Below are 23,661 nucleotides of genomic sequence, written 5' to 3' on the forward strand. Positions count from 1 at the left end.
CAAGCCGATAGGGAAGAGCGGGTGGCCGCCCCCCCTGGAGGCAGGGAGGGCGAGGATGGCCGGCGACTAGAGAAGCTTGGTCTGTCGCAGACTGTGCAGGGCGCAGGGGGCATCGAAGCTGTTCGCATCCGCCAGATCCCAGAACTCACGATACAGCGGATGGTTCTTGGCGCCGCCCTCCAGCAACTCCTTGGGTGCCAGGCTGTCGATCAGGCTGATGTAGGGCAGCGCCTTGCCATTGGAGAGGCGCCTGATGATGTGTTCGGGGCCAAGTTCGCTGGGGTGATGCAGCCCCGCCGCCTCCAGCATCTCGCACAGGGCGAACTTGGTATTGGCGTGGAAGTTCTTCACCCGCACCGACTTGTCCTCGACGTCCAGGCGGTTGCCGCGGGCCTTGTCCTGGGTGGCGACCCCGCTGGGGCACTGGTCGTTGTGGCAGCTTTGGGCCTGGATGCAGCCCAGCGAGAACATGAAGCCACGGGCCATGTTGACCCAGTCGGCGCCCAGCGCCAGCGTACGGGCGATGTCGAAGGCGCTGATGATCTTGCCGCTGGCGCCGATGCGAATCTCGTCGCGCAGTCCGGCGCCGACCAGGGTGTTGTGGACCAGGATCAGGGCGTCGTTGAGCGGCATGCCGAGGCGGTTGATGAATTCCAGCGGTGCGGCGCCGGTGCCGCCCTGGCCACCGTCGACCACGATATAGTCGGGGCGGTCGCCGCATTCCAGCATGGCCTTGACCATGGCGAACCATTCCCAGGGATGGCCCAGGGCCAGCTTGATGCCCACCGGCTTGTCGCCGGAGAGGGTGCGCAGCTCCTGGATGAAGTGGATCATCTCGCAGGGGGTCGAGAAGGCGGAGTGCTTGGACGGCGAAAGTACGTCCTGGCCTTCGGGCACGCCGCGAGTCGAGGCTATCTCGGCGGTCACCTTGGCCCCCGGCAGGATGCCGCCATGGCCAGGCTTGGCGCCCTGGGACAGCTTGATCTCGATCATCTTCACTTCGTCACGACGGGCATTCTCCTTGAACTTGTCGCGATCGAATCCACCGTCGTCGCGACGACAGCCGAAGTAGCCGGAACCGATCTGCCACACCAGGTCGCCGCCGCGCAGGTGGTAGGGCGATATCGCCCCTTCCCCGGTGGTGTGGTAGAAGCCCCCGAGCTTGGCACCTTCGTTGAGGGCGCTGATGGCATTGGGCGACAGGGCACCGAAGCTCATGGCGGAAATATTGAGCACGCTGGCCTTGTAGGGCTTGGCGCGATGCTCGCCGACGACCACGCGGAAGTCATGATCGGTGATCTCCACCGGTGACAGTGATGGCCCCATCCACTCGTAGCCGGGGGCGTTCATGTCCCGGAGCGAGCCGAAGGGCTTCTTGTCGATGGTGCTCTTGGCCCGTCGATAGACCAGCGAGCGCTGCTCGCGGGAGAAGGGCGACTCGAAGGTGTCCGCCTCGATGAAGTACTGGCGGAACTCGGGCCCGATGGATTCCAGGAAGTAGCGAATATGCGCCAGGATCGGGTAGTTGCGACTGACCGTGCGGCGACGCTGGACGATGTCATAGGTGCCCAGCGCGGTCAGCGCGCCAAACGCCAGCACCCCCGTCAGCCACCATAGTGACGCCAGTAGCCCGAGCAGGCTGACGATCAGGCCGGCGACGGCGATGTAGTAGGCGCCGAAGCGGGTCGAGGCGTGGCGTGAAAGGTACGAGGCCATGTCGTTCTCCCTGAGTCACGGTTTTCTTGTGTTCTTTACTCATGCAAGCACATTACCTGTCACCGGCATAGAGCACGCGGCACCGGGTGACGACCAGGCACAGTGGAGCAAAAGGCGGAGGCATGGCTCGGGAGAGAGGCCGCGCTCAAGGCGGCAGCCGGCAAGTCGTGAGGTGCTGCTGCAGGTGACTGCAAAGCGTCATCGTCTCGTAACCAAGTGCAAATAGTGTTTGACCTGAGCGCCAAGACGGCGCATGCTGCTCGCAGTTGGTTAGCAAGTTGAACGTCTCAGAGGTCATCGAAGCATCCTGGCGACGATGTTCCGGGGGAAGGTTTCTTGTTTTACCCACTGCAACTCGGGTATCTCCCGGTAATGTATATACGCTAGTCGAGGATTCGATCATGGCAACTGGTACCGTCAAGTGGTTCAACGACACTAAGGGCTACGGCTTCATCTCTCCGGACGACAACGGTGACGACCTGTTCGCTCACTTCTCCGAGATTCAAGCCGACGGCTTCAAGTCCCTGCAGGATGGCCAGAAGGTCTCCTTCGAGGTGACTCAGGGCAAGAAAGGCCTCCAGGCTTCCAACATCAAGGTCATCGACTAAGTCGATCGCTTGATGGCCGCTCAGGCGGCGTGATGCATCGCACTTGATGCATGGAAAAGGCTCGCTTCGGCGGGCCTTTTTGCGTTTCTGATGTGTCGTTCTGCGCCCCGGGTGGGTGCCGGTGAAGGACATCCGTAAACGAGGTGAATCTCTCGCAAAGGCGCTGTGGCATAGGGTGAAGGGTCTATATGCCTGAAAGAGATAAAAAAATAATACATTGTAACTATTTAGAATAAGGTGAGGGAGGCACAATAGGCTGATTCTCTTCAGCAAGGCCACCTCATGTCGCTGGATGCCTGGATCGCCCTTTCCGTTGCCTGTGCCGTCTTCCCGTTGATGGCGCTGACCCGCCTCGGCCCCGACATGGTGCTGATGGGGGCTCTTGTGGTGCTTCTGAGCCTTGGGGTCATCGACGCCGAGCAGGCGTTGGGCGGCTTTTCCAACAGTGGCCTGTTCACGGTCGCCTTCCTCTACATCCTGGTCGCCAGCCTGCGTGATACCGGTGGTATCGATCTGATCATTCGTCACGTGCTGGGACGCCCCTCCGGCGAACGTCACGCCTTGTCACGCCTGGTGTGGCCCGTCACCGCCGTCAGCGGGCTGCTCAACAACACGCCGGTGGTGGCCACCTTCATCCCTGCGGTGATCAGCTGGGGGCGTCGCTTCTCGATTGCCCCGCAGTTGTTGCTGATGCCGCTGAGCTTCGCTTCGATCCTCGGCGGCACCGTCACCCTGATGGGCACCAGTACCAATCTGGTGGTGCATTCGCTGATGCAGGAGCGCTTCCCGGACCTCCACCTGGGGCTGTTCGAAATCGCCTGGGTGGGCGTGCCCATGGCACTGGTTGGGGTCGTCTACCTGCTGGTAGTAACGCCTCGTCTGCTGTCCAGGCGCCCCGGCAGTGAGGAGGCCTTCGCCAACCTGCGCGAGTTCACCATCGAAATGGAAGTGGATCCGCAGGGGCCGCTGGTCGACCGCACCGTCGAAGAGGCCGGGCTGCGGCATCTTTCCGGGCTCTTCCTGGTGGAAATCGAACGCGGTGGCAATGTGGTCAGCGTGGTGGGGCCGGGTGAACGTCTCAAGGGTGGGGATCACCTGGTCTTTGCCGGCACCACTGAGGGGGCAGTGGAATTGCAGCAGATGCGCGGTCTGAGGCCATCCCGCCTGGGGGAGTCGCATCTTGAGAAGGAGTTTCGCGAGCGCCGCCTGGTGGAAGCGGTAGTCTCCGACCAGTGCCAGTTCATCGGGCAGAAGATTCGCGACGGCCATTTTCGCACGCTCTATGGCGCCGCTGTGCTGGCGGTCTGTCGTGGCGGGCGCAGGGTGGCGGGTAGCCTCGGACAGATTCGTCTGCAACCCTCCGATGTGCTGTTGCTCGAGGCGCGCCCGGCCTTTATCGAACGTCATCGACAGTCTCAGGACTTCCTGTTGATCAGCCAGGTCAATGGTCAGGCCAGGCCCGCCTTCGATCGAGCGCTACGCGCCTGGGCGATCCTGGCGACGGTAGTGGTGCTGGCCTCCACCGGGCTGATGAGCATGATGAACGCCGCCATGCTGGGCGCCACGGCAGCCCTGTTGAGCGGCTGTGTCAGCGTCCGCAGTGCCCGTCGCGGCATGGACACCCAGGTGTTACTGACCATCGCCGCATCCTTTGGCCTGGGCGCCGCACTGCAGACGTCCGGGGCAGCAGATGTGGTGGCCCGTGGGCTGCTGAGTGTCGTCGGCGACAGTCCCTGGGCGCTGCTGGTGGGCACCTACTGTGTGGTAGCGCTGCTGACCTCGCTAGTGACCAACAACGCCGCAGCGGTCATTACCTTCCCCATCGCCATGGCAGGGGCCGAGAGTCTCGGCGTCAATCCCTTGCCCTACGTGGTGGTGGTGATGTTTGCCGCATCGGCCAGTTTTCTCACCCCGATTGGCTATCAGACCAATCTGATGGTCATGGGCCCCGGTGGCTACCGGGTTCAGGATTACCTCAAGCTCGGCGGCCCCCTTAATCTGCTGACTGCGGTCGTGGTGCTGGTGCTGACCCCCTTTTTCTGGCCGTTCTAAAAAGCCCTGTGTGCTTCTCGGTAGCCGGGTGACTTCACCTGTTTGGCTCGTCCCCTCTGGCGCATTGCGGTAGGCTAGGAGGTTGTGCTTTGCAACATAGACTGAGATCTGCCCATGAGCGACAACGACCAGCTGGTCATCGAGCCCCGAGGCGAAGCGGACGCCTGCATGATCATTCTTCACGGCCTGGGAGCGGATGGACGTGACTTCGAGCCGGTGGTGCCCATGCTGCCAAGGCCCGGTTACGCTCAGATCCGATTTATCCTGCCCCATGCACCGCGCCTGCCGGTCACCATCAATGGTGGCATGGTCATGCCCGCCTGGTACGACATTCTCGAGATGAGCCTGGACCGTCGGGTGGACGAGATGCAGCTGCGGCTGTCGGCCGAGCGGGTCAAGGGCGTCATACAGTCCCAGATCGATGCCGGTATCGACAGCCGACGTATCCTGCTCGCCGGGTTTTCCCAGGGTGGGGCCGTTGCCTATGAGGCCGCCTTCAGCTTTGACAAGCCGCTAGGCGGTCTGCTGGCGATGTCCACCTACTTCGCCACCGCGAACTCGATCGAGTTGAACGAGGCCAATCGCGACCTGAGGGTGGAAATCCATCACGGCAGCATGGATCCGGTGGTACCCGAATCCCTGGGCCGAGCCGCCTTCGCTCGTCTGGAGGAGCTTGGTTATCACACCGTCTATCGTCAGTATCCCATGGCTCACGCGGTCTGCCCGCAGCAGATCGGGGATATCGGCGAGTGGATGAGTGAGCTGCTGGGACAGTGAGTCCTGAGGCTGCTTTGCTCAGCCTGTGAACATGAGACTTTTCATCCTGCGAAGGAAGTCTGGTTCTTCTAAGCTTTTCTCGTACAAAAAATTAAGAAAAAGCTTACGGGATGCAGGGTGATGTCTGTATGGAGGTTTTTCCGTCGCGACAAGGTCAAGGCTAAAAGTGGCACACCCCCACAGACCATGACGGTCAGTGACGGGGAGTCGGGGGCCGAGGCCCTGCTGGGCGCCGCGCCGGGGTCCGCCTTGTTGCTTGACCATGAAGGAACCATCGTCTGGGCGAACGCTCGTCAGTGCAATGAACTGGGCAAGTCTCTGGCAGATATCAGGGGGCTGCGCCTGACCGATGTTCATTGCAGTACGGCAGCCGAGACACTGGAGCTGGCCCTTGCGCGTTGTCGCGAGGGAGGCGGGAGCTGGGAAGGCGTGGTGGCCTGTGACGGGGTTGGTCGTCTACGTCACCTTGGTACCAGCATCCACCCGGTGTCTTGGTGCGCTGCCCGCTGGATGCTGATGAAGCACGACGTTAGCCGACTGCAACTGCAGGCGGCGTCAGCTCAGCGACTGAGCCGCACCATTGAAAGCCGCATGGCGAGGCTCCCGGGAGTGGTGTTCCGGCTGCGCCAGTCGCCCGGGGGAGGCTTGTCGTTTGACTACCTGGGACCTGGCTTCGAATCCCAGACGGGGCTTTCTCGTCAAAGTGCCCTGGAAGACGTCGAGGTCGTGCTTTCCAGGCTGGACGAAGATGCGCGTGAGCAGTTTATGCTGGCGCTCGCCCAGTCCCTGGTCAGCCTTACACCCTGGCACCTGGACATCACCCTGGGTGATGCTCAGGAGACCGTCGCGGAAGGTCAGCGCTGGTTCGAGGCCAGGGGCACGCCCCAGCGATTCGATGACGGCACCGTGGTCTGGGATGGCCTGCTGCTGGATGTGACCCAGCGCAAGCAGGCGGAGTCGCGTGTCGCCAAGCTGGTCAGCACCGATGTCCTCACCGGCGTGATGAATCGCCGTGCCTTCCTCGAGGCAGGAGCGCGGGTACTCGCCCGATTGCGGCGCCGTGGCGAGCCAGCGGTGCTGGCGATGCTGGATCTTGACCATTTCAAGTCACTGAACGATGCCTACGGCCACGCCGCCGGGGACATGGTGCTGAAGGCTTTCGCCGATACCTGTCGTCTGAGCCTGCGCCCCTATGACCTGCTGGCGCGTATCGGGGGCGAAGAATTTCTGGTACTGCTCGGTGACGTTCATGCCGAAGACGCCTGGGACATACTGGAGCGTCTTCGAAGCAACGTGGAAGCATCGACCTTGAAGGTCGACCGTCGTGCCCTCAAGGTAACAGTGAGCATGGGAGCCATCTGTGTCGGGCAGGACGAAAGTCTCGACATGGCCATGCGGCGTGTGGACGGAGCGCTCTACGATGCCAAGCGTGCCGGTCGCAACCAATTGAAGGGCCTCCTTCCTGAGTATGAACGCGATAACCTCGCGTTGGGCAAGGCCCTGGCATCATCCACCATCTACAAGGAGATCGAGATGGCGTTGAGCGAAGATCTGCGGATCCCCAAGCCCTGCCCGAACTGCGGCAGCTACAACATGCGAGTCCCCAGCACCAAGAATCCCGATGAAAAGGTGCACTGCGCTTCCTGCCAGACCTACGTCTGCCTTTACGCCGAAGCGGAGGAGATGATCGAGAAGACACCCAAGAGCGAGTCCGAGGAACTGATCGAGAAGGCCATGAACCGGGACAAGTGAAAGTGTCAGCTCCGGGCCGAACGCCAGCGCCCCCGCCTTGTAGGCGGGGGCGCTTTGGTTTCGTTGGGGGGCGCTTTCGTTTCGCTGGGGGCGCTTACAACAGCTCTTCGCCGGCCAGGGCCAGGCGCGAGCGCTCGACGCTCTTCAAGGTCACATGGCCGGCATGGGGCCAGTTCTTGAAGTTCTGAACCACTGCGGCCATGCCGCAGGTATTGGCGGTGAGGTAAGGGGTGTCGATCTGGCCGACGTTGCCCAGACAGACGATCTTGGTGTTGCGTCCCGCTCGGGTGATCAGGCTCTTCAACTGCTTTGGCGTAAAGTTCTGGGCCTCGTCGATGATCAGGAAGGTGTCGTTGAGGGTGCGTCCACGCATGAAGCCCGGCGCCCGGATCTGCACGCGTGAGCCCAGCAGTTGGCGCGTGGCGTCCTGGTTCCAGGTTGAGCTTCCGTCATGCTCGTCGCGCAGCAGGTTGTCCATGTTGTCGTGGAAGGCGCCCATCCAGGGCGACATCTTTTCCTCTTCGGTGCCGGGCAGAAAGCCGATGTCCTCGCTCATGGAGATCGGCGCCCGTGTGAACACTACCCGTTCGAAGCGCTTGGTATCGAGGGTCTGCTGGAAGGCCGCGGCCAGGGTCATGAAGGTCTTGCCGGTACCGGCACTACCAGCCACCGTGACCAGGTCCACGGCGTCGTCCATCAGCAGGTTCAGGGTGAAATTCTGCCGGCTGTCGTGGGCGTGTACTCCCCAGACGCTGGCGCCGTGACGATAGTTGGTCAGAAGCTCCAGGGTGGCCTGGTGGGGGGCGAGTTCGCGCACGATGGCCTCGAAGCTGGCCTCGCCGTCGGCGTCGGACACCAGCATGCCCAGGTGCCAGTGCTGGGGAATCTCGCCGCTCAGGCGATAGATGACACGGTCATGGTCGCGCTCGACCTTGACGTCCAGCGCCATGGCGTCCCACAAGCCACGGCCGGCGTCCTCATACACAGCGACACCGTCGGTCATGGCGTCGGAGTCATCGAAGGCGCGATCGGTCAGGTAGTCCTCGACCGGCACGCCGAGGGCGGCGGCCTTGACCCGCAGGTTGATGTCCTTGGTGACCAGGATCACCGAGGCGTCGGGGCGTTCCTGACGCAGTCGGCAGGTCTCGCCGAGCAGACGATTGTCGGGGCTGTCTTCCAGGTTGTCGGGCAGGGTGAGGTCGGAGTAGCAGAGCAGTCTCAGTCGGCCATCTGGTCCGCTGACGCGGGTGATAGGAATACCTTGGCGTATCTGGTCGATGTCGACGTTGGCGGTCAGGTCAGAGAGGGTCCGGCTGACTTGCCGGGCGGTGCGGGCGATTTCGCGGATGCCATTCTTGTGCTTGTCGAGCTCCTCGAGCACGGTCATGGGGATAACCACTTCGTGCTCTTCGAACTGGTAGAGGGCGCTGGGATCATGGATCAGTACGTTGGTATCCAGCACGTACAGTCGGGTGGCCTTCTTGTCGATGCGTACCATCGGCACAGCTCTCCTGATTGTCACCTTGGGCGTCAACATGACGCCTTGATGTCGACACTCTCAGCGCGCGATGTCAGGAATGTGACAGCCGCCAAGGTGTCGGATTGCACACGATAGGCTCCTCCTGTGGCCATGAAACGGTTCTCAACCGATTCTCAACCGGTTCTCAATCGGTTCTCAAACCCTTGGGCTGGTTGGCCGTTCCTTGCAGCTTGTCCCGCTGTGGCGCAAGACGTGCTGCCAACGGCGCTTCTTTACATTGGACCCTGTTTCGGTCCAGCGGTGCCCTTGAGTCAAGCATGGACGATGACAAAAATGCTGCAAGGGCGAAGTGTCAACGCTGCGCTATCAGGTCAATTCTTCGGTCAACCTTCCCGCTCACGCCAGGCCGGACCTCTGCGATTCGGCCGCGACGGCCATATCCCCCGAGATGACGGTCAGGACCGAGCCCGCCAGCTTTCGTGCCGCACAGGCCCGGGCCGAAATGCTGCGGCGCTCAGGGTGCGATCATTACCCTGTCCTGGTCGAAGGCCACCGCCCAGATGCGCAGCGAGACGCTGTCGTCTTCCACGCAACGGCCGTCCGTGAGGCGAAAGTGCTGCTTGTACAGGGGAGAGGCCACCACTGGTTCTCCCTGGATGTCGCCGACGATGCCTCGGGCCAGCACATTGGCCTTGGCGATGGGGTCGTGGTGGTCGATGGCGAAGAGTTCCGGGCTATGCCCTGGCAGGTAGAACAGCGCCACCTGGGCGGGGCCCTCGGCGCTGTCGATCCAGGCGGCGACACCGGAGAAGGGCACCAGGTCACTGCGCTGGCACAGCGGTATCCAGTCCAGCGAACGGCTGATGGAAGAAGCGGTCATGGAAAACTCCTTGTGGCGTTGTTGGCGGCCCGTCTCGTGACGAGGTGTGGTCACGAGGGCGGAAACGGTGGTTGGCTGAGGCTTGCTCAGGCTGGGCGGAGCTGACCGCGCTCCTCGGTGACGATGATGTCCGGGTCGGGACGGCTGTCGTTGACGTAGCTGCGAAAGCGCTTGAGCTTGTCCGGATCGGCCAGGGCGCCCGCCCACTCGCACTCGTAGGTATCGATGACGTGCTGCATCTGGCGTTCGAGCTCCTCGCCGATGCCCAGACTGTCGTCGAGCACCACCGCCTTGAGGTAGTCGAGGCCTCCCTCGAGGTTTTCGCGCCACACAGAAGTCCGCTGCAGTCGATCGGCGGTGCGTACGTAGAACATCAACAGACGGTCGATGGCCTGGATCAGGGCCTGGTCATCCAGGTCGGTGGCGAACAGCTCCGCATGACGCGGACGCATGCCGCCGTTGCCGCAGACGTACAGGTTCCAGCCATGCTCGGTGGCGATGACCCCGATGTCCTTGCTCTGGGCCTCGGCGCACTCGCGGGTGCAGCCGGACACCGCAAACTTGAGCTTGTGCGGCGAGCGCAGCCCCTTGTAGCGATGCTCCAGTCGCAGCGCCATGCCGACGCTGTCCTGGACGCCGTAGCGGCACCAGCTGCTGCCGACGCAGGATTTCACCGTGCGCAGCGACTTGCCGTAGGCGTGCCCGGTCTCGAAGCCAGCCTCGATTAGCTCCTCCCAGATGGCCGGCAGGTCTTCCAGGCGCGCGCCGAACAGGTCGATGCGCTGGCCACCGGTGATCTTGGTGTAGAGGCCGTACTTCTTGCCCACCTGGCCCAGCACGATCAGCTTGTCCGGGGTGATCTCACCGCCGGCGATACGCGGCACCACGGAAAAGGTGCCGTTCTTCTGCATGTTGGCCATGAAGGTGTCATTGGTATCCTGCAGCGGGATATGCGCCGCGTCGGTGATCGGCTCGTTGAAGCAGGAGGCCAGGATCGAGGCCACCGCCGGCTTGCAGATGTCACAGCCGAGACTCGGCGCCCCGTCGTCCAGAATGGTGCCGTGTCGGGTCATCAACTCGCTGAAGGTCTTGATGCCCTCGACCCGGACGATATCGAAGAGCTGCTGGCGGGTGTGGGCAAAGTGCTCGCACAGGGAGGTGTCGACCTCCATGCCGCGGGCCGCCAGTTCATGGTCGAAGACGTTCTTGAGCAGCGCCGCACAGCCGCCGCAGCCGGTACTGGCCTTGGTCGTCCCCTTGACCGCGCCGAGGTCCTCGCAGCCGGCGTCGATGGCGGCGCTGATGGCGCCCTTGGTGACGTTGTGGCACGAGCAGATGGTGGCACTGTCCGGCAGGGCGTCCGGGCCCAGCGCCGGCGCCGGTTCGCTGGAGGGTACGATCAACGAGGCGGGGTCCGCCGGCAGATCCAGGCCATTGGCGTAGTACTGCATCAGGCTGTCGTAGGCGGAGTTGTCGCCCACCAGCATGGCGCCGAGCAGGCGCTTGCCGTCACCGGAAACCACCAGCTTGCGATAGACCTGCTGGATCTGGTCGAAGTATCGGTACTGCTTGGCGCCGGGATGTCGGTTGGCGTGGGCGTCGCCGATGGCCCCCACGTCGACCCCCATCAGCTTGAGCTTGGTGCTCATGTCGGCCCCGGTGAAGGTCGAATCGCCACCACACAGGGTGTCGGCCGCGGCCTTGGCCATCTGGTAACCGGGGGCGACCAGACCGAAGATGCTGTTGTTATACAGCGCGACCTCGCCCACCGCGAGGATGGCGGGATCGCTGGTCAGGCAGTGGTCATCGATGACCACGCCGCCACGTTCGCCGATCTCGAGCCCGCACTCGCGGGCCAGCTCGTCCCGGGGGCGTATGCCGGCGGAGAACACGATCAGATCGGTCTCCAGCACCTTGTCGTCCTGAAATACCATGCGCAGACGGCTGGCTTCACCGGGGACGATCTCGCGGGTCGCTCTTTCGGTCAGCACCTGGACGCCCAGGCCCTCGATCTTTTCCTTGAGCAGTTCACCGCCTTGCTCGTCCACCTGCATCGGCATCAGACGCGGGGCAAATTCGACCACCGCGGTGTCCAGGTCGAGGCCGCGCAGGGCGTTGGCGGCCTCCAGTCCGAGCAGTCCGCCCCCCACCACCACGCCGGTATTGGCGGTGGTGGCGGCGGCGCGAATAGCGTCGAGATCGTCCAGGGTGCGGTAGACCAGGCAGCCCTCGCGATCATTGCCGGGAATCGGCGGGACGAAGGGGAAGGATCCGGTGGCCAGCACCAGACGGTCGAAGTCGAGGTAGCCAGCGTCGGTGTGAACGCGCCGTGCATCGCGATCGATGGCGGTGACAGCCTGGTGCAACTTGAGCTCGATGCCGTGCTCGGCGTAGTAGTCGGCGGTGGACAGCGCCAGGGACTGGGCGTCGCGGCCACTGAAGTACTCCGACAGGTGCACTCGGTCGTAGGCCAGATGACGTTCCTCGCCGAACACCACGATGCGGTAGCGGCGGTGCTGATCACGTTCGACCAGCTGCTCGACCAGGTGGTGACCGACCATGCCGTTGCCTACCACGACCAGGGTGGGGCGGGTATCCGCGGCGTTGCTGTCGGGAGCATTGTGTGCGGCGAGATTGTGCTTTGTGCTGGACATCAGGCGGCATCCTGTTCGGTGGTCGATGGGTCGGTGTCGGTGGTGGCGTCGTCCGCCAGCAGAGCCTCGGTATCGGCCTGGCCCAGCAGCAGCGAGTGACGCACTCGGTCCAGTCGCAGGCCTTGCTCGGCGAGCCGGAATAACCAGGGGCCCATGCGGGTATCGCCGTAGAGCACGGCGCCCTCGAGTCGGCCGTCGCGCAGCAGAAGTCGGCGGTATTCGCCCTGGTCGCGGTAGCTGAGGACCTCATGTCCGTCCTCGGCCTCGGTGGGGCCGAAGGCGTACAGCGAGACGCCGGAAACCTTGAGCTTGGTGGCGCAGGCGCGTTCGTGGTAAGGCGCCGAGGGCTCGCCGCACAGGCGACGGGCCAGTACCTCGACCTGATGCCAGATCGGCTCCACCAGACCGTAGGTGGTGTCCTCGAACTGGCAGCATTCGCCGAGGGCAGAAATGTCGGGGTCCGAGGTGGCCAGGGTGTCGTCGACGACGATGGCGCGATCGCAATCGAGCCCCGCATCCCTGCCCAGCTCGGCGTTGGGGGTGATGCCGGCGGCGATCACCACGCAGTTCGCCGGCAGCAGGCGCTCGTCGTCTTCCAGGCGTACGCCGATCACCTTGCCGTGCTCATCGCCGACGATCTCGGCCAGCCGCGCCCCGGTCTTCAGATGGATGCCGCGTCCTTCGATTTCGCTTGCCAGCATGGTGCTGGCGGTGGCGTCCAGCTGCCGGTTCATCAGGCGCGGTGAGCGTTGCAGCACGCATACCTGCATGCCTCTGGCGGCGAGGCCGGCGGCGGCCTCCAGGCCCAGCAGGCCACCACCGACCACCACCGCCGCGCCGCCAGCCTTTGCTGCGTCGGCCAGGCGCGCCGCATCGTCCAGATCGCGAAAGCCCGACACGCCCGTCAGCGTGATGCCGGGGATCTGTGGCATGGCGCTGCGCGAACCCAGCGCCAGCACCAGGTGGTCGTAGGGGATCACCTCGCCGTCGTCGCACTCGACCAGGCGCCGGGTACGATCGATCCGTTCCACCCGCGCGCCCAGGCGCTGATCGACCGTGACGGCGGAGTCATGCGGCGGTGTCAGCGTCAATCCATCCTGCTCGACATCGCCGGCCAGCCAGCTCGACAGCAGAATGCGGTTGTAGGCCGCGTGCGGTTCGGCGCCGATCACGGTGATGTGTCGTGGGGCACCACTCTGGGCCGCCAGGGTCTCGATCAATCGATGCGCGGCCATGCCGTTGCCGACGATCACCAGGTGGGGAAGACGTGCGTCATCAGACCTCGTCGGGGAAGACGAGCCGGCCTGGGTCATTTCGGAACGGGACCTTGAGTCAGGCAGGCCAGAGGAGCGGGGCCTGGAGTCAGAAGGACCAGTGGAATATGGCATCGCATGGGCTCCAAAAACGCCAAAGACGTCTCTCACACCTCCGGCGTCGGAGGGTGAAGAGACGTCTTTGTCTAGTGTCGGTGCGATCGCCGTTGACCGCCGCCGGCATTCGCCGGCACTTGCTACAGGCTATCCAAGTTTCATGCCTGTTTTACGTTTTGTGCAGGTAAAACAGCCTGTTGGTGCAGGCCCTGGTGGCGGGCGTCAGCACCGGTCAGGCAGGGTTCAGGGCGTGTCGGCACCGTACTGGTGCGTGGCGGCGTCGTAATGCACAGCGCTGTAGCACTCCTCCAGGGTGGCGGTGTCGAGCTGTCGCCCGCGAGCCTCGAGCAGCGGCGACAACCGCTGGATCAGCCCCTCGAAGTCGGCCGTCAGGGGGCGCAGTCGCTCACCGATGCAGGGGTAGCCCGGGGCGGCTTCCAGCGGCAGCTCGTCGAGATGGCCTACGGCTTCATCGAGGTAGGGGGGCAGTGCCAGCCAGGCCAGGGTCTGGCGTCTGGCCTCAGGCGCCTTGTCCAGCCACAGGGCGGCGGCCTGGAGGGCGCGCAGCAGCGCGGACAGGGTATTCGGGTAGCGCCGAGCCCAGGAGGCCGTCACCCCCAGCACCTTCTCGGGATGCGCCGGCATCAGTTCCGCACCGCTGGCCACCACTCGACCCACCTGACGATGCTGGGCCAGGCTGCCCCAGGGCTCGCCGACGCAGAAGCCATCGATCTCGCCTTCGCGCAGTGCGTCCACCATGCGCGGGGGCGGCAGCGCGACCAGTTCGACCTCGCTGTCGACGTTGATGTCGCCGCGAGCCAGCCAGTCACGCAGCAACAGGTGCTGGCAGGAGTAGGGGTAGACCATGGCCAGGCGTGGCCGGGTGCCTTTTTTCAGCGAGGCCTTGAAGCGTCGGGCCAGTTCGCTGGCCGCGCCGAAGGCGCCGGGCTCCCCGCTGTGGACCGAAGCGCCGACCGCCTCGGCCAGGCGGCGAGACAGCACCAGCGTATTGCCCTGGCGGCTCAGCACCGCGGCGGCCAGGGTGTCACAAGGCGCGCGGGACAGCCCCAGGCTCATGGCCAGCGGCATCGGCGCCAGCATCTGGGCGCCGTCAAGCAGGCCGGCGGCGACCTTGTCGCGCAGGGTGGACCAGGCGTTCTCGCGTGACAGGCTGACCTCGACCCCCTGGGCGGCGAAGAAGCCGCCTTCCCGGGCGATGATCAACAGCGCAGCATCCAGCAGCGGCACGAATCCCAGGGTCAGGCTGGCGAGCTCGGGTGGATGCGGCGCGCCAGTTCTGGACGTGCTGGCCGCGTCAGAAGACAGCGATGGACTCATGATCCCTTCTCCAGTGGCTTGAGGATGTCGATGACGTTCTGGGCGACCTGTGCGATGCGCTGGCCGCGGTCCATGGCCAGCTTGCGCAGCATGCGGTAGGCCTGTTCCTCATCGCAGCTCTGATGCTTCATCAACAGGCCCTTGGCCTGTTCGATGCGCTTGCGGTCGGCGAGCTGGTTGCGTGCCTTGTCGAGGTCGCGGCGCATTCCCTGAAAGGCTTCGAAGCGGGCGATGGCGACATCGATGACCGCCTTGACGCGGTTGGCCGCCAGACCGTCCACCACATAGGCGCTGACGCCGGCCTTCACCGCCGCCTTGAGCGATTCGGGGTCGTGCTGGTCGGCGAAGAACACCACCGGTCGAGGGTTTTCCCGCTGCAGCAGCGCCATGCTCTCCAGGGTGTCCCGGTCAGGCGATTCCATGTCGATGATGACCACGTCGGGTTGATGCTGCTGCACCATGTCGTTGAGGCTGGCCGGGCTTGACAGTCGGCAGACCACCTGGTGTCCGTCCAGCGCAAGCGCCTCTTCGACCATGGCGGCGCGCACTATCTCGTCGTCGACCAGCAGGACCTTCAAGGTGTCGTGTTCGGGCATGGGCGTGGCTCGATGATGCTGTCGCTCGATAGAGCTCGAGTCGACATGATGAGGGGTGCACCTTGGGTGCCTCTGCACCTGTCAGCGCAAAAGGCGTTCCATTTTCGATCTTGTCGTTTTCTGTCAGGGAGATAACCCCCTGCAAAGCCGCCGCCGAGCCCCCGCAGATATACCGGGCAGGCACTCGCGCACCGAAAGGGTGCGTAAACGGTGGCCTTTATCGTTCGTTGTGGTGCGAGCCTGGGGGCTGTCAGACGTCTTCTCGCCACCATCGCCTGGGTAAACGGCAGAAAAAAACGTCGTGGCTTCAATTGGCTGGCACAGGCATTCCACACTGCAAGGGGCGATTGCGGTGTTCTGGCACAGGGTTTGCTTTGGTTACTGGCAAAGCTAGTGCCGTTGTTGGTGCCATGGGCATCACTAAGCCGAGCCAGATGACTAAGCCGAGCCAGATCGCTAGGCCGAGCCAGGAAGCTTCCCGACGCTGGTGGCGGGTGGGCCGGTCCGACAACTCGTCTGCAACGGGCGCTAGCACACACGAAATCCAGCGCGGGATTTCATACGGCAACGACGCCCATCTCCTCGAGCCTCGCTCGACGGGATGGGCGTTGTGCGTTTGGGCCGCAGCAAGGCCCGACCGATCAAGGCCCGGCCGCTAGCGGAGCGATGATCTGCCGATGAGATGCCGACGATATGCCAAGGCAGCAAGATGGCCGACAGGAGAGCGCGATGACCCGGACGGATAGCGACAGCACGGAGATCGACAGCGGTGCAGGCGGCGAGGCCACAGGTACCACCTGTCCCTACTGCGGGGTCGGCTGTGGCGTAGAGCTTCGTCGCGATGGCGAGTCGGTCACCCTCCAGGGCGACCAGGATCACCCGGCCAACTTCGGTCGCCTGTGCGTCAAGGGTTCGGCCCTGGCGGAGACCCTTGGCGGCCAGGGGCGCTTGACGCGACCCAGGGTGGACGGTCGCGAGACCGACTGGGACAGCGCGCTGGACGCCGTCGCCGAGCGTCTGGGAGCGATTGCCGAGGGCAGCGGCCCACAGGCCATCGCCGGCTACCTGTCCGGGCAGCTATTGACCGAGGACTACTACGTCGCAAACAAGCTGTTCAAGGGATTTCTCGGGACACCGCACCTGGATACCAACTCGCGGCTGTGCATGGCGTCGGCGGTGGCAGCCTACAAGCGCACCCTGGGCGCCGACGCCGTCCCCTGCAACTACGAGGACCTGGAAGAGGCCGAACTGGTGGTGCTGGTGGGGTCCAATCTGGCCTGGAACCATCCGGTGCTGTATCAGCGGCTGCGTCTGGCCAAGACCCGCAATCCGCTGATGCGGGTCGTGGTCATCGATCCTCGGGTCACCGACAGCTGCGAGATCGCCGATCTGTACCTGGGGCTGCGTCCCGGCAGCGACGCTTTGCTGTTCAATGGCCTGCTGGCCTGGATGGCCCGTCGCCAACGGCTCGATGAGGTCTATCTGAAGCGCCATGTGGACGGCGCCGAAGAGACGATTGCCGCCGCCCTGGACGAGGCCTCGGACATCGAGGCGGTGGCGGCGGCCTGCGATCTCGACGCCGAGCGCCTCGAGACCTTCTACTACTGGTTTGCCACCCAGCTGCACGTGGTCACGCTTTACTCCCAGGGGGTCAACCAGTCGACCAGCGGCACCGACAAGTGCCAGGCCATCCTCAACTGCCACCTGGCCGGCGGCAAGATTGGCCTGCCCGGCGCAGGACCCTTTTCCATCACCGGCCAGCCCAACGCCATGGGCGGGCGCGAGGTCGGTGGGCTGGCCAACCAGCTGGCCGCCCATATGGACTATCACACCCCGGGTGCCATCGAACGGCTGACGCGCTTCTGGTCGACCGAGGCGCTGGTGCCAAGGCTTCCCCGGGAGCCTGGCCACAAGGCGGTCGAGCTGTTTCAGGCCGTTGAGCGCGGCGACATCCAGGCGCTGTGGATCATGGCCACCAATCCCCTGGTGAGCCTGCCGGATGCCGACCGGGTGCGCCGCGCCATCGAGCGCTGTCCGCTGGTGATCGTGTCGGAGTGCATGGCCGACACCGACCTGGTGGAGCTCGCCGATATCGTGCTGCCGGCCAGCGGCTGGTCAGAAAAGGACGGTACCGTCACCAACTCCGAACGGCGTATCTCGCGCCAGCGCGGGCTCCTGCCGCCGCCTGGCGAGGCCCGCCACGACTGGTGGATCCTGTGCCGCGTGGCCGAGCGCCTGGGCTTCGGCGAGGCCTTCGCCTATGACCACCCCTGCGAGATCTTCGACGAGCATGCGTGCCTGTCGGGCCTCGACAACCAGGGACGGCGGGCCTTCGATATTTCCGGGCTGGCGGGGCTGTCCCGGGTCGAGTACGACGATCTGGCTCCGATCCAGTGGCCGGTGACGGCAAGCGCACCACGAGGCACCGCGCGGCTGTTCGAAAGCGGCCGCTTCTACACCGAGAGTGGCCGGGCCCGGCTGTGGCCGGTGAGCGCGCGGGCGCCGCGCCAGGCGACTGATGCCGACTTTCCGCTGCGGCTGAATTCGGGGCGGGTGCGCGATCAGTGGCACACCATGACCCGTACCGCCAGGGCCAGCCGACTGATGAATCACCGCTCCGAGCCCTTCGTCGAGGTCCATCGGGATGACGCCGAGGCCCTGGGGCTGTGTGACCAGGGGCTCGCCAGGATCCGCTCGCGCAGCGGCGAGATGCGCGCCCGCGTCAGGGTCTCTGCCGCCCAGCGCCGTGGGGAAGTGTTCGTGCCGATCCACTGGACACCGCGCTTCAGTCACTCACCGCTGGCGGGGAGCCTGTTCGCCCCGGACGTCGATCCGCTTTCTGGCCAGCCGGAGACCAAGCATGGCGCGGTGGCGGTCACGCCGCTGCAGCACGCCTGGGAGGCGACACTGGTGGTTTCCCGGGCACTGGCCCAGCAGGGACCGCCCGAGGGTTCGGGCCTGGCCGCGCGGGTGGTCGAGGGGACGAACTACTGGACGCGGGTCCCGCTGGCCTCGGCGGAGCGTTGGCAACTGGCCGGTGAGCCGATCGAGCCAGGGGATGTTGAGAAAGGGTGTGTCGAGAAAGCGGGTGTCGACCGCGACTGGCTCGACTGGGCCGCACGCCAGTTGCCGGGGGAGCTGGGCCCGGTGGCCCAGGACCCGGCCAGCGGTCGCTGGCGCCTGGCGGGGTTCGAGCAAGGACGCCTGTGCTGGTGGCTGATGGTTGGCCCCGTCAGCGAACTGCCGGGGCTTGGCTGGCTGTGCGAGCGCTTCGACGAGGCCGCGCGTGGCGAGGCCATGGGGCAGCAGCATCGGCGGCGAGTGCTGGCGGCCTGTCATGACGGCGCCGCCGACCAGGGGCCGATCGTGTGTAGCTGCCATCAGGTGGGGCGTACCCCGATCCAGCGGGCGATTCGTGCCGGCGACGACAGCGTCGAGGCGCTCGGCGCGCGGCTGGCCTGTGGCACCCAGTGCGGCAGTTGTATTCCCGAATTGAAGAGTCTGGTGGAAGAGGAGAAGAGCCGTGGTCGCATCGAGCGCGCACAACCCCAGTCGGCCTAGAGACCGGCTGGGTCACCTTGCTGAAGCGGGGACGAAGCCTTGGCTGGCACGTCGTCTGGACGGGCTGTCGATGCTACTGGGGCGACTGGCAGGGCAAAGCCAGCATTGGGCCGACCGGCTGGCGTCCCGGTCCGCTGCCAGCGGCGCTGGCCATCGGTCAGGCGGCGCTGTTGGCCGGGTCGCGCTGGTGGGGGCGGGCAGCGGTGCGGGGGAGTTGCTGACGCTCAAGGCGCTGGATCGGATCGAACATGCCGACGCGGTGGTCTACGACCGCCTGGTGGGGCCCGAGGTGCTGGCGATGATTCCGGCCGGTGTCGAGCGCCACTATGTCGGCAAGGCCAGGGGCCACCACAGCGTCGATCAGGCGCAGATCGGCACCCTGCTGGTGGCGCTGGCGCGCCACGGCAAGGCGGTGGTGCGCCTCAAGGGCGGCGATCCGGGCATCTTTGGACGCCTGGGGGAAGAACTCGACGCCCTCGACGAGGCCGGCATAGCGCGTGAGATCGTGCCCGGCATCTCGGCGGCGGCCAGCGCCTGCGCCGCCATGGGGATTCCGCTGACCGATCGCGGCCACGCCCAGAGCCTTCGTCTGATCACCGCCCAGCAGTGTCGCGAGGGGGGCGAGCCGGACTGGGCATCGCTGGCCCGCCGCGACGAGACCCTGGTGTTCTACATGGGGCTCAACAAGCTTGGCGCGATTACCCGTGGCCTGCGTGGTGCAGGCCTGCCACAGGACTGGCCGGTGATGCTGGTGGCCAACGCCAGTCTTCCCGAGATGGCCTCGTTGGTGGGCACCCTTGGCGATATCGACCAGCGCCTGGCGGAGAGCCCCCTACCATCCCCCTGCCTGATCATCGTCGGCGGCGTGGTGTCGCGGGTCGCCGGCAGCCGGGCGAGCGTTGCTGAACCGGCTGCCTGCCTGTCGTAGAGCGAAGACGGTGGAAACTCATTTAGGCGACAGCACCAGGGTGGCATGGCCGTTGGCGGTACCTGGCGTGACGGTGTCGGTCTTCACGTAGCGGGCCAGAAAGTCGAGCATCAAGATGTTGCCGCCCTGCGCATGAAGGTTGGTGTCGATCCAGCGGTAGGCATCGAAGGCGCTGCCTTCGGGGGTGATCGGCAGTGGCGCCAGGCTACCCGTGTGGATCAGCTGGATACCCACGCCGCTGGCGCTTTCCTCCGCGTTGTCCAGGGCCAGAATGCCCTGATTCCCGCCGGGATCGTAGGCCGCCGCCTTGCCCAGCACGGCCCACTTGATGTCGCCGTCGGTGTGACACCAGGCGGTGACGTGCACCGGGGTGTCGGCGACGCCCGTGGCGGGCTGGCCCAGGGTGGTGAAGCGATGGCTGCCCACCTCTCCCAGTGACACCGAGACATTGTTGATGCCATGGCAGGGATTGATGCGGACCCGCGTGCTCTGGGCCAGCTGCAGCCTGACCAGATTGAACAGCTCTCCATTGTTAGAGGGTGGCGTGCTCCGGCGGTTCATCAACGAGAACAGACTGAAGCCGGCGTTGTTGTTGTTCTGAAGTTGTACACCGCTGGTGCCGGGGGAACCGGCCATGCGGTAGAGCGTGACCTTGATCTGGAAGGGGGGAAGCTGGCGCCAGTTGACGGCGTAGTCGCCGATGGGGCAGTTGATTTCTATCAAGGGCGGGTAACCCTCGGCGGCACCCGTCCCCAGCAGGGCGTCGCGGCAGGGGATGCCGTGGATCTCCTCGCCGATCGGCGGAAGGTTCTTGTTGGGGGAAGCGGAGACCCAGGAGAACGCATGGGCGTTGCCGTTGACCAGCAATTCGGTGGTATAGCCGACGCTGCCGCTGCCCCCGCCGCCGTAGGGATTGCGGCTACCGCTGTCCTGCATGATGTAGACGCGCCCGTCGGCGCTGTCCACGCTGATGCCGGGGACCGGGTAGTAGCCGCTGGACTGGGAGTAGTGCTGCTCGAGCCACCAGTACTTGATCGCGTCGTCCTGATTGTTGCAGGTAGCGACCCAGCCTCCTTTGATCGCATAGAGTTGGCTTCCGGGGATGACCGCCGTGGCGATGGGCGTGCCGACGGCCACGTTTTCGTCGAGCACGATCTCGGCGCCAAAATTTACCGTCAGAGGCTGGTCATTCCATGGTCGGCTGATGCGTCGGCAGCTGGCCTCCACCGAGGTCGCCGACAGCAGCGCGGCGATCGACAGCAGCAAGCCGAGAAGTCTGACAGCGAAACGCAGCGGAGCGCTCGCGCTGCGGGTCTTCAAGCCGATGGTGCGCATTCACGTTGTCTCCAGCAGGTCTTTCGGTGGCGTCGGCTGGCAGGGGCTGGTGACGATCGGTATCTCGTCGCTGTCCGTCGGAGGCGTCCAGACAGGACGTGCCCAGCAGCGTCGTTCGCCCCCCAGCGTCACCTGGAGCGAGGTACCGGGCGTCAGATCGCGCAGCAGCAGCATGCCGCCGGCGCCGACCACCCCCAGCTTGCGTCCGTCGGTGGCGCTGACTTCGGCGCCCAGCGGTACGCCCCGGCCGTTCTGCTCCAGCACGATCACCACCGGCAGCCCGGTTCGAGTGGCGAAGCGCAGTGCCACCACCGCGCCGGCATAGGGCGCGACATCGATCGAAGTCCGCTGAAATTCCACCGAGGTGGCGGCGCCGCGCGGGTCCAGCTGGACCGCGTTGTCGTGGTAGGCCGTCAGGTAGGGGACCAATGCCTCGCCGTCATCGTCGAGGGTCAGGTTGGCGGCGTTGGTGACGCGGGCGCCGGCGCCCCCCGGGGCGCTGACCAGGCCTACGGTATCGCCGGTGCTCTGGCCGAAGGTCACGCCGTGGCGGTGTACCAGCACGGCGCCGCTGGCGCCGATGGAAAGTTGTCGGTAGTCGTCGCTTTTCGAGCCTGCCGCGGTGAAGCGGCCGACGGAGGTTCCGCTCGACAGGTTGAGCCCATAGGAGCGGTAGCGCTCCTTCGGGCCGCGGGTCTGATTGGCGAATAGCCCGTAGGACAGCTCGCGTTCGTCGCCCAGGGTGCCGGTGAGGTCGAGGTGGGCATCGTCATGATGGCGGCTGTCACGACTGGCGGAGACACCCAGACGTGGGGCGAAGGACGCGCTGGACAGCGGCAGCGTCAGCGATACCAGCGCCCGGTGCTCGGCCTCTCCTTCGCGGTTGTCGGTGCGCGACAGGTTGAGGGCCAGGCTGACGCGCCCGATGCGGTGACTCAGACTTAGCTGGTAGGACGACTCGGTGCCGCCGCGATGCCAGTAGTCCGCCAGGCTGCCGGTTGCGGAGATGCGTGTACGTGGCCCGAGGGGCTGGCTCAGATTGAGCTGCAGACGACTGCGTTGATCGATGGTCGTGCTGTCGTCTACGTATCCTTCGTCTGCCTGAGCGCCGTCGTCGTCAGCGTCGGCAATCCAGGCGGCGTCGGCCAGCGACACGAACCCTGTGGTCGAGTAGCGATACGCCGCCAGATTGATGTCGGTATCGGTGGATCGCAGATGGCGGCTGTAGGAGGCCTCGAGACTCCAGCCGTTGCGCCCTCCCTGGGGAAGGTCGGCGTGGGCGTACTGGGCATCGACAGCAATCGCCCCCGCGGGGGTATTGAAGGCGGCGCCGATCAGTGGAGACCAGTAGTGTTCACTGAGCTGGGCGCCGCCGTAGGCGGTGATGGCGTTGCCGAGCCCCCGTCGATAGCCGGCCTCCAGCAGTGAGGGAGGGTCATCGAGGCCTTTGGCATGGTACTGACCGGCGGCCAGCGAGAGGCGCGATTGCCCCGGTCTCAGCAGGCCCGGGACGGCAGCGTAGGGCACGCTGTAGCGCTCGACGCGTCCATCGGCCTCGGTGACTTTCACCTCAAGATCACCCCCGTAGCCGGTGGGATAGAGGTCGTCGATCTCGAAGGGGCCGGGAGGCACGCTGGTCTCGAGCAGACGCCGCCCCTGCTGGGAGATGGTGACATGCGCCTGGGTTCTGGCGCTGCCGCGGACCACGGGAGCGTAGCCACGTCGACTGTCGGGCAGCATGCGGGTCTCTGTGCGTAGCGTGACCCCGCGCAGCGCCAGCGAATCGAAGAAGTCCCCTCGGGTGTTGATCTCGCCGGCCCGCAGCAGCAAGCCCTGGTCCGGCAGGGGCCGCTGAACGTAGTGATGAAGGCTGTCCCAGTCGACGTCGCCGTCATCGCTGCGGGAAACGTTGAGGCTGCTGCGAAACTGCCACAGGCCAAGGTTGGCGCCGAGCGTCGTGCCGAGAAAGGCACTTTGATAGTGCCCTTCGTCGGTGCTCGAGCGATAACCGTTCACTTGATAGTTGGCCAGCAGGGCGGTGGTGCCGGGCTCCCAGCGCGCGCTGTCGACCTGGCCACGAGGCAGCCGATGAAGCAACGCCTGGGGCACGCTGAGGTGGGCACGCAGGTCACCGATGGCGAGATCCAGGCTGGCGCCGGGCAGGGCGGCGTCCACCCCCAGAAAGCAGTTGGCGTCCAGCCGGCAGCTATGTCGCACTTCCTGTTCGAGGGCCGGCTCAAGGCGTGCGGCCAACCAGGCGTCCAAGGGCAGGGTAAGTCGCTGTGTTCCGTCCGGGATGTCCTCGACACGTAGCGGATAGCGTCCTAGCGGCGTCTGGTTGAGGGTCAGATCGACCAGATAGTCGCCTGGTAGCACGTAGTCCGGTCGGGAGAAGCGACGCATGTCGAGACTGGCGTCTTCGAGGAAGGCTGGGTCGAAGGTCACCTCGTCGGCCTGGACCGGCCGTGGCCCAGTTACCGTCGCCACCACAGCAGCCGCGACCACCAATGCCGCTCGCCACCGGTAGCGCCCGGCGGTGAAGCACCACCGGCAGGGGGGAGGATGTCTGGCAGCGGCCAGCGGCGTCGACTCGGTAGACGGTAGTGCCATGTCG

General features: G+C 65.2%; 15 protein-coding genes. 6 read left to right on the plus strand and 9 right to left on the minus strand.

The features are described 5' to 3' along the window. Positions 1 to 66: 66 nt before the first annotated feature. Positions 67 to 1,716 (minus strand): FMN-binding glutamate synthase family protein, encoded by a 1,650-nt coding sequence (locus NH448_RS08145; RefSeq protein ID WP_045994372.1) that lies wholly within the window; start codon positions 1,714 to 1,716, stop codon positions 67 to 69. Positions 1,717 to 2,117: 401 nt separating this feature from the next. Between NH448_RS08145 and NH448_RS08150 the strand changes: the two genes are divergently transcribed. The 4 genes from NH448_RS08150 to NH448_RS08165 all read left to right on the plus strand — a co-directional run bounded on the left by NH448_RS08150 (position 2,118) and on the right by NH448_RS08165 (position 6,905). Next, positions 2,118 to 2,324 (plus strand): cold-shock protein, encoded by a 207-nt coding sequence (locus NH448_RS08150; RefSeq protein ID WP_045994373.1) that lies wholly within the window; start codon positions 2,118 to 2,120, stop codon positions 2,322 to 2,324. A 282-nt stretch (positions 2,325 to 2,606) separates the two neighbouring features. Continuing rightward, positions 2,607 to 4,376, plus strand: a complete 1,770-nt coding sequence (locus tag NH448_RS08155; RefSeq protein WP_045994374.1) for an SLC13 family permease — start codon at positions 2,607 to 2,609, stop codon at positions 4,374 to 4,376. A 114-nt stretch (positions 4,377 to 4,490) separates the two neighbouring features. Further along, complete coding sequence (locus tag NH448_RS08160; protein WP_045994375.1) at positions 4,491 to 5,153, plus strand: carboxylesterase; 663 nt, start codon at positions 4,491 to 4,493, stop codon at positions 5,151 to 5,153. 120 nt (positions 5,154 to 5,273) lie between these two features. Further along, complete coding sequence (locus NH448_RS08165; protein ID WP_083970583.1) at positions 5,274 to 6,905, plus strand: sensor domain-containing diguanylate cyclase; 1,632 nt, start codon at positions 5,274 to 5,276, stop codon at positions 6,903 to 6,905. Between the two features lie 94 nt (positions 6,906 to 6,999). Here the strand turns inward: NH448_RS08165 and NH448_RS08170 are convergent, their stop codons facing one another. The 6 genes from NH448_RS08170 to NH448_RS08195 all read right to left on the minus strand — a co-directional run bounded on the left by NH448_RS08170 (position 7,000) and on the right by NH448_RS08195 (position 15,223). After that, the gene (locus tag NH448_RS08170) at positions 7,000 to 8,403 is read right to left on the minus strand and encodes a PhoH family protein (protein ID WP_045994377.1); all 1,404 of its coding nucleotides are present in this window, start codon (positions 8,401 to 8,403) and stop codon (positions 7,000 to 7,002) included. 496 nt (positions 8,404 to 8,899) lie between these two features. Then, positions 8,900 to 9,265: a nitrite reductase small subunit NirD gene (gene nirD, locus NH448_RS08175; protein WP_045994378.1), complete on the minus strand. Its 366-nt coding sequence runs from the start codon at positions 9,263 to 9,265 to the stop codon at positions 8,900 to 8,902. Between the two features lie 86 nt (positions 9,266 to 9,351). Continuing rightward, positions 9,352 to 11,919: a nitrite reductase large subunit NirB gene (nirB, locus tag NH448_RS08180; protein ID WP_083970584.1), complete on the minus strand. Its 2,568-nt coding sequence runs from the start codon at positions 11,917 to 11,919 to the stop codon at positions 9,352 to 9,354. Continuing rightward, entirely contained in the window at positions 11,919 to 13,232 is a 1,314-nt protein-coding gene (locus NH448_RS08185) for an FAD-dependent oxidoreductase (protein WP_045994379.1), read from the minus strand. Before NH448_RS08185 ends, nirB begins: the two co-directional genes overlap by 1 nt. 300 nt (positions 13,233 to 13,532) lie before the next feature. Beyond that, complete coding sequence (locus NH448_RS08190; protein WP_052704484.1) at positions 13,533 to 14,627, minus strand: CmpA/NrtA family ABC transporter substrate-binding protein; 1,095 nt, start codon at positions 14,625 to 14,627, stop codon at positions 13,533 to 13,535. Next, positions 14,624 to 15,223, minus strand: coding sequence for an ANTAR domain-containing protein (locus NH448_RS08195; RefSeq protein WP_045994380.1), 600 nt, complete (start codon positions 15,221 to 15,223; stop codon positions 14,624 to 14,626). The genes NH448_RS08190 and NH448_RS08195 overlap by 4 nt, the downstream gene beginning before the upstream one ends. Before the next feature lie 729 nt (positions 15,224 to 15,952). Here NH448_RS08195 and NH448_RS08200 point away from each other — a divergent pair. Both NH448_RS08200 and cobA read left to right on the plus strand, forming a co-directional pair. Beyond that, positions 15,953 to 18,784 (plus strand): nitrate reductase, encoded by a 2,832-nt coding sequence (locus NH448_RS08200; RefSeq protein ID WP_083970585.1) that lies wholly within the window; start codon positions 15,953 to 15,955, stop codon positions 18,782 to 18,784. Positions 18,785 to 18,854: 70 nt separating this feature from the next. Next, complete coding sequence (gene cobA / locus NH448_RS08205) at positions 18,855 to 19,712, plus strand: uroporphyrinogen-III C-methyltransferase (RefSeq protein WP_083970586.1); 858 nt, start codon at positions 18,855 to 18,857, stop codon at positions 19,710 to 19,712. A gap of 18 nt (positions 19,713 to 19,730) precedes the next feature. On the opposite strand, the gene NH448_RS08210 is transcribed toward cobA, so the two are convergent. Together NH448_RS08210 and NH448_RS08215 are read right to left on the minus strand one after the other, a co-directional pair. Next, a complete protein-coding gene (locus NH448_RS08210) occupies positions 19,731 to 21,047 on the minus strand; it encodes a fimbrial protein (RefSeq protein ID WP_253028662.1) in 1,317 nt (438 codons plus the stop codon). Further along, positions 21,048 to 23,657 (minus strand): fimbria/pilus outer membrane usher protein, encoded by a 2,610-nt coding sequence (locus NH448_RS08215; protein ID WP_083970587.1) that lies wholly within the window; start codon positions 23,655 to 23,657, stop codon positions 21,048 to 21,050. Positions 23,658 to 23,661: the final 4 nt, after the last annotated feature.

Origin of the sequence: Halomonas sp. OfavH-34-E, from assembly GCF_024124525.1 — a bacterium.
GTDB classification, from domain to species: Bacteria; Pseudomonadota; Gammaproteobacteria; order Pseudomonadales; family Halomonadaceae; genus Halomonas; species Halomonas litopenaei.

Excerpts from the sequence above, each read along its gene's own strand:
- NH448_RS08145 (WP_045994372.1), bottom strand. The coding sequence starts at position 1,716 with ATGGCCTCGTACCTTTCACGCCACGCCTCGACCCGCTTCGGCGCCTAC.
- NH448_RS08150 (WP_045994373.1), top strand. The coding sequence starts at position 2,118 with ATGGCAACTGGTACCGTCAAGTGGTTCAACGACACTAAGGGCTACGGC.
- NH448_RS08155 (WP_045994374.1), top strand. The coding sequence starts at position 2,607 with ATGTCGCTGGATGCCTGGATCGCCCTTTCCGTTGCCTGTGCCGTCTTC.
- NH448_RS08160 (WP_045994375.1), top strand. The coding sequence starts at position 4,491 with ATGAGCGACAACGACCAGCTGGTCATCGAGCCCCGAGGCGAAGCGGAC.
- NH448_RS08165 (WP_083970583.1), top strand. The coding sequence starts at position 5,274 with ATGTCTGTATGGAGGTTTTTCCGTCGCGACAAGGTCAAGGCTAAAAGT.
- NH448_RS08170 (WP_045994377.1), bottom strand. The coding sequence starts at position 8,403 with ATGGTACGCATCGACAAGAAGGCCACCCGACTGTACGTGCTGGATACC.
- nirD (WP_045994378.1), bottom strand. The coding sequence starts at position 9,265 with ATGACCGCTTCTTCCATCAGCCGTTCGCTGGACTGGATACCGCTGTGC.
- nirB (WP_083970584.1), bottom strand. The coding sequence starts at position 11,919 with ATGTCCAGCACAAAGCACAATCTCGCCGCACACAATGCTCCCGACAGC.
- NH448_RS08185 (WP_045994379.1), bottom strand. The coding sequence starts at position 13,232 with ATGACCCAGGCCGGCTCGTCTTCCCCGACGAGGTCTGATGACGCACGT.
- NH448_RS08190 (WP_052704484.1), bottom strand. The coding sequence starts at position 14,627 with ATGAGTCCATCGCTGTCTTCTGACGCGGCCAGCACGTCCAGAACTGGC.
- NH448_RS08195 (WP_045994380.1), bottom strand. The coding sequence starts at position 15,223 with ATGCCCGAACACGACACCTTGAAGGTCCTGCTGGTCGACGACGAGATA.
- NH448_RS08200 (WP_083970585.1), top strand. The coding sequence starts at position 15,953 with ATGACCCGGACGGATAGCGACAGCACGGAGATCGACAGCGGTGCAGGC.
- cobA (WP_083970586.1), top strand. The coding sequence starts at position 18,855 with ATGCTACTGGGGCGACTGGCAGGGCAAAGCCAGCATTGGGCCGACCGG.
- NH448_RS08210 (WP_253028662.1), bottom strand. The coding sequence starts at position 21,047 with ATGCGCACCATCGGCTTGAAGACCCGCAGCGCGAGCGCTCCGCTGCGT.
- NH448_RS08215 (WP_083970587.1), bottom strand. The coding sequence starts at position 23,657 with ATGGCACTACCGTCTACCGAGTCGACGCCGCTGGCCGCTGCCAGACAT.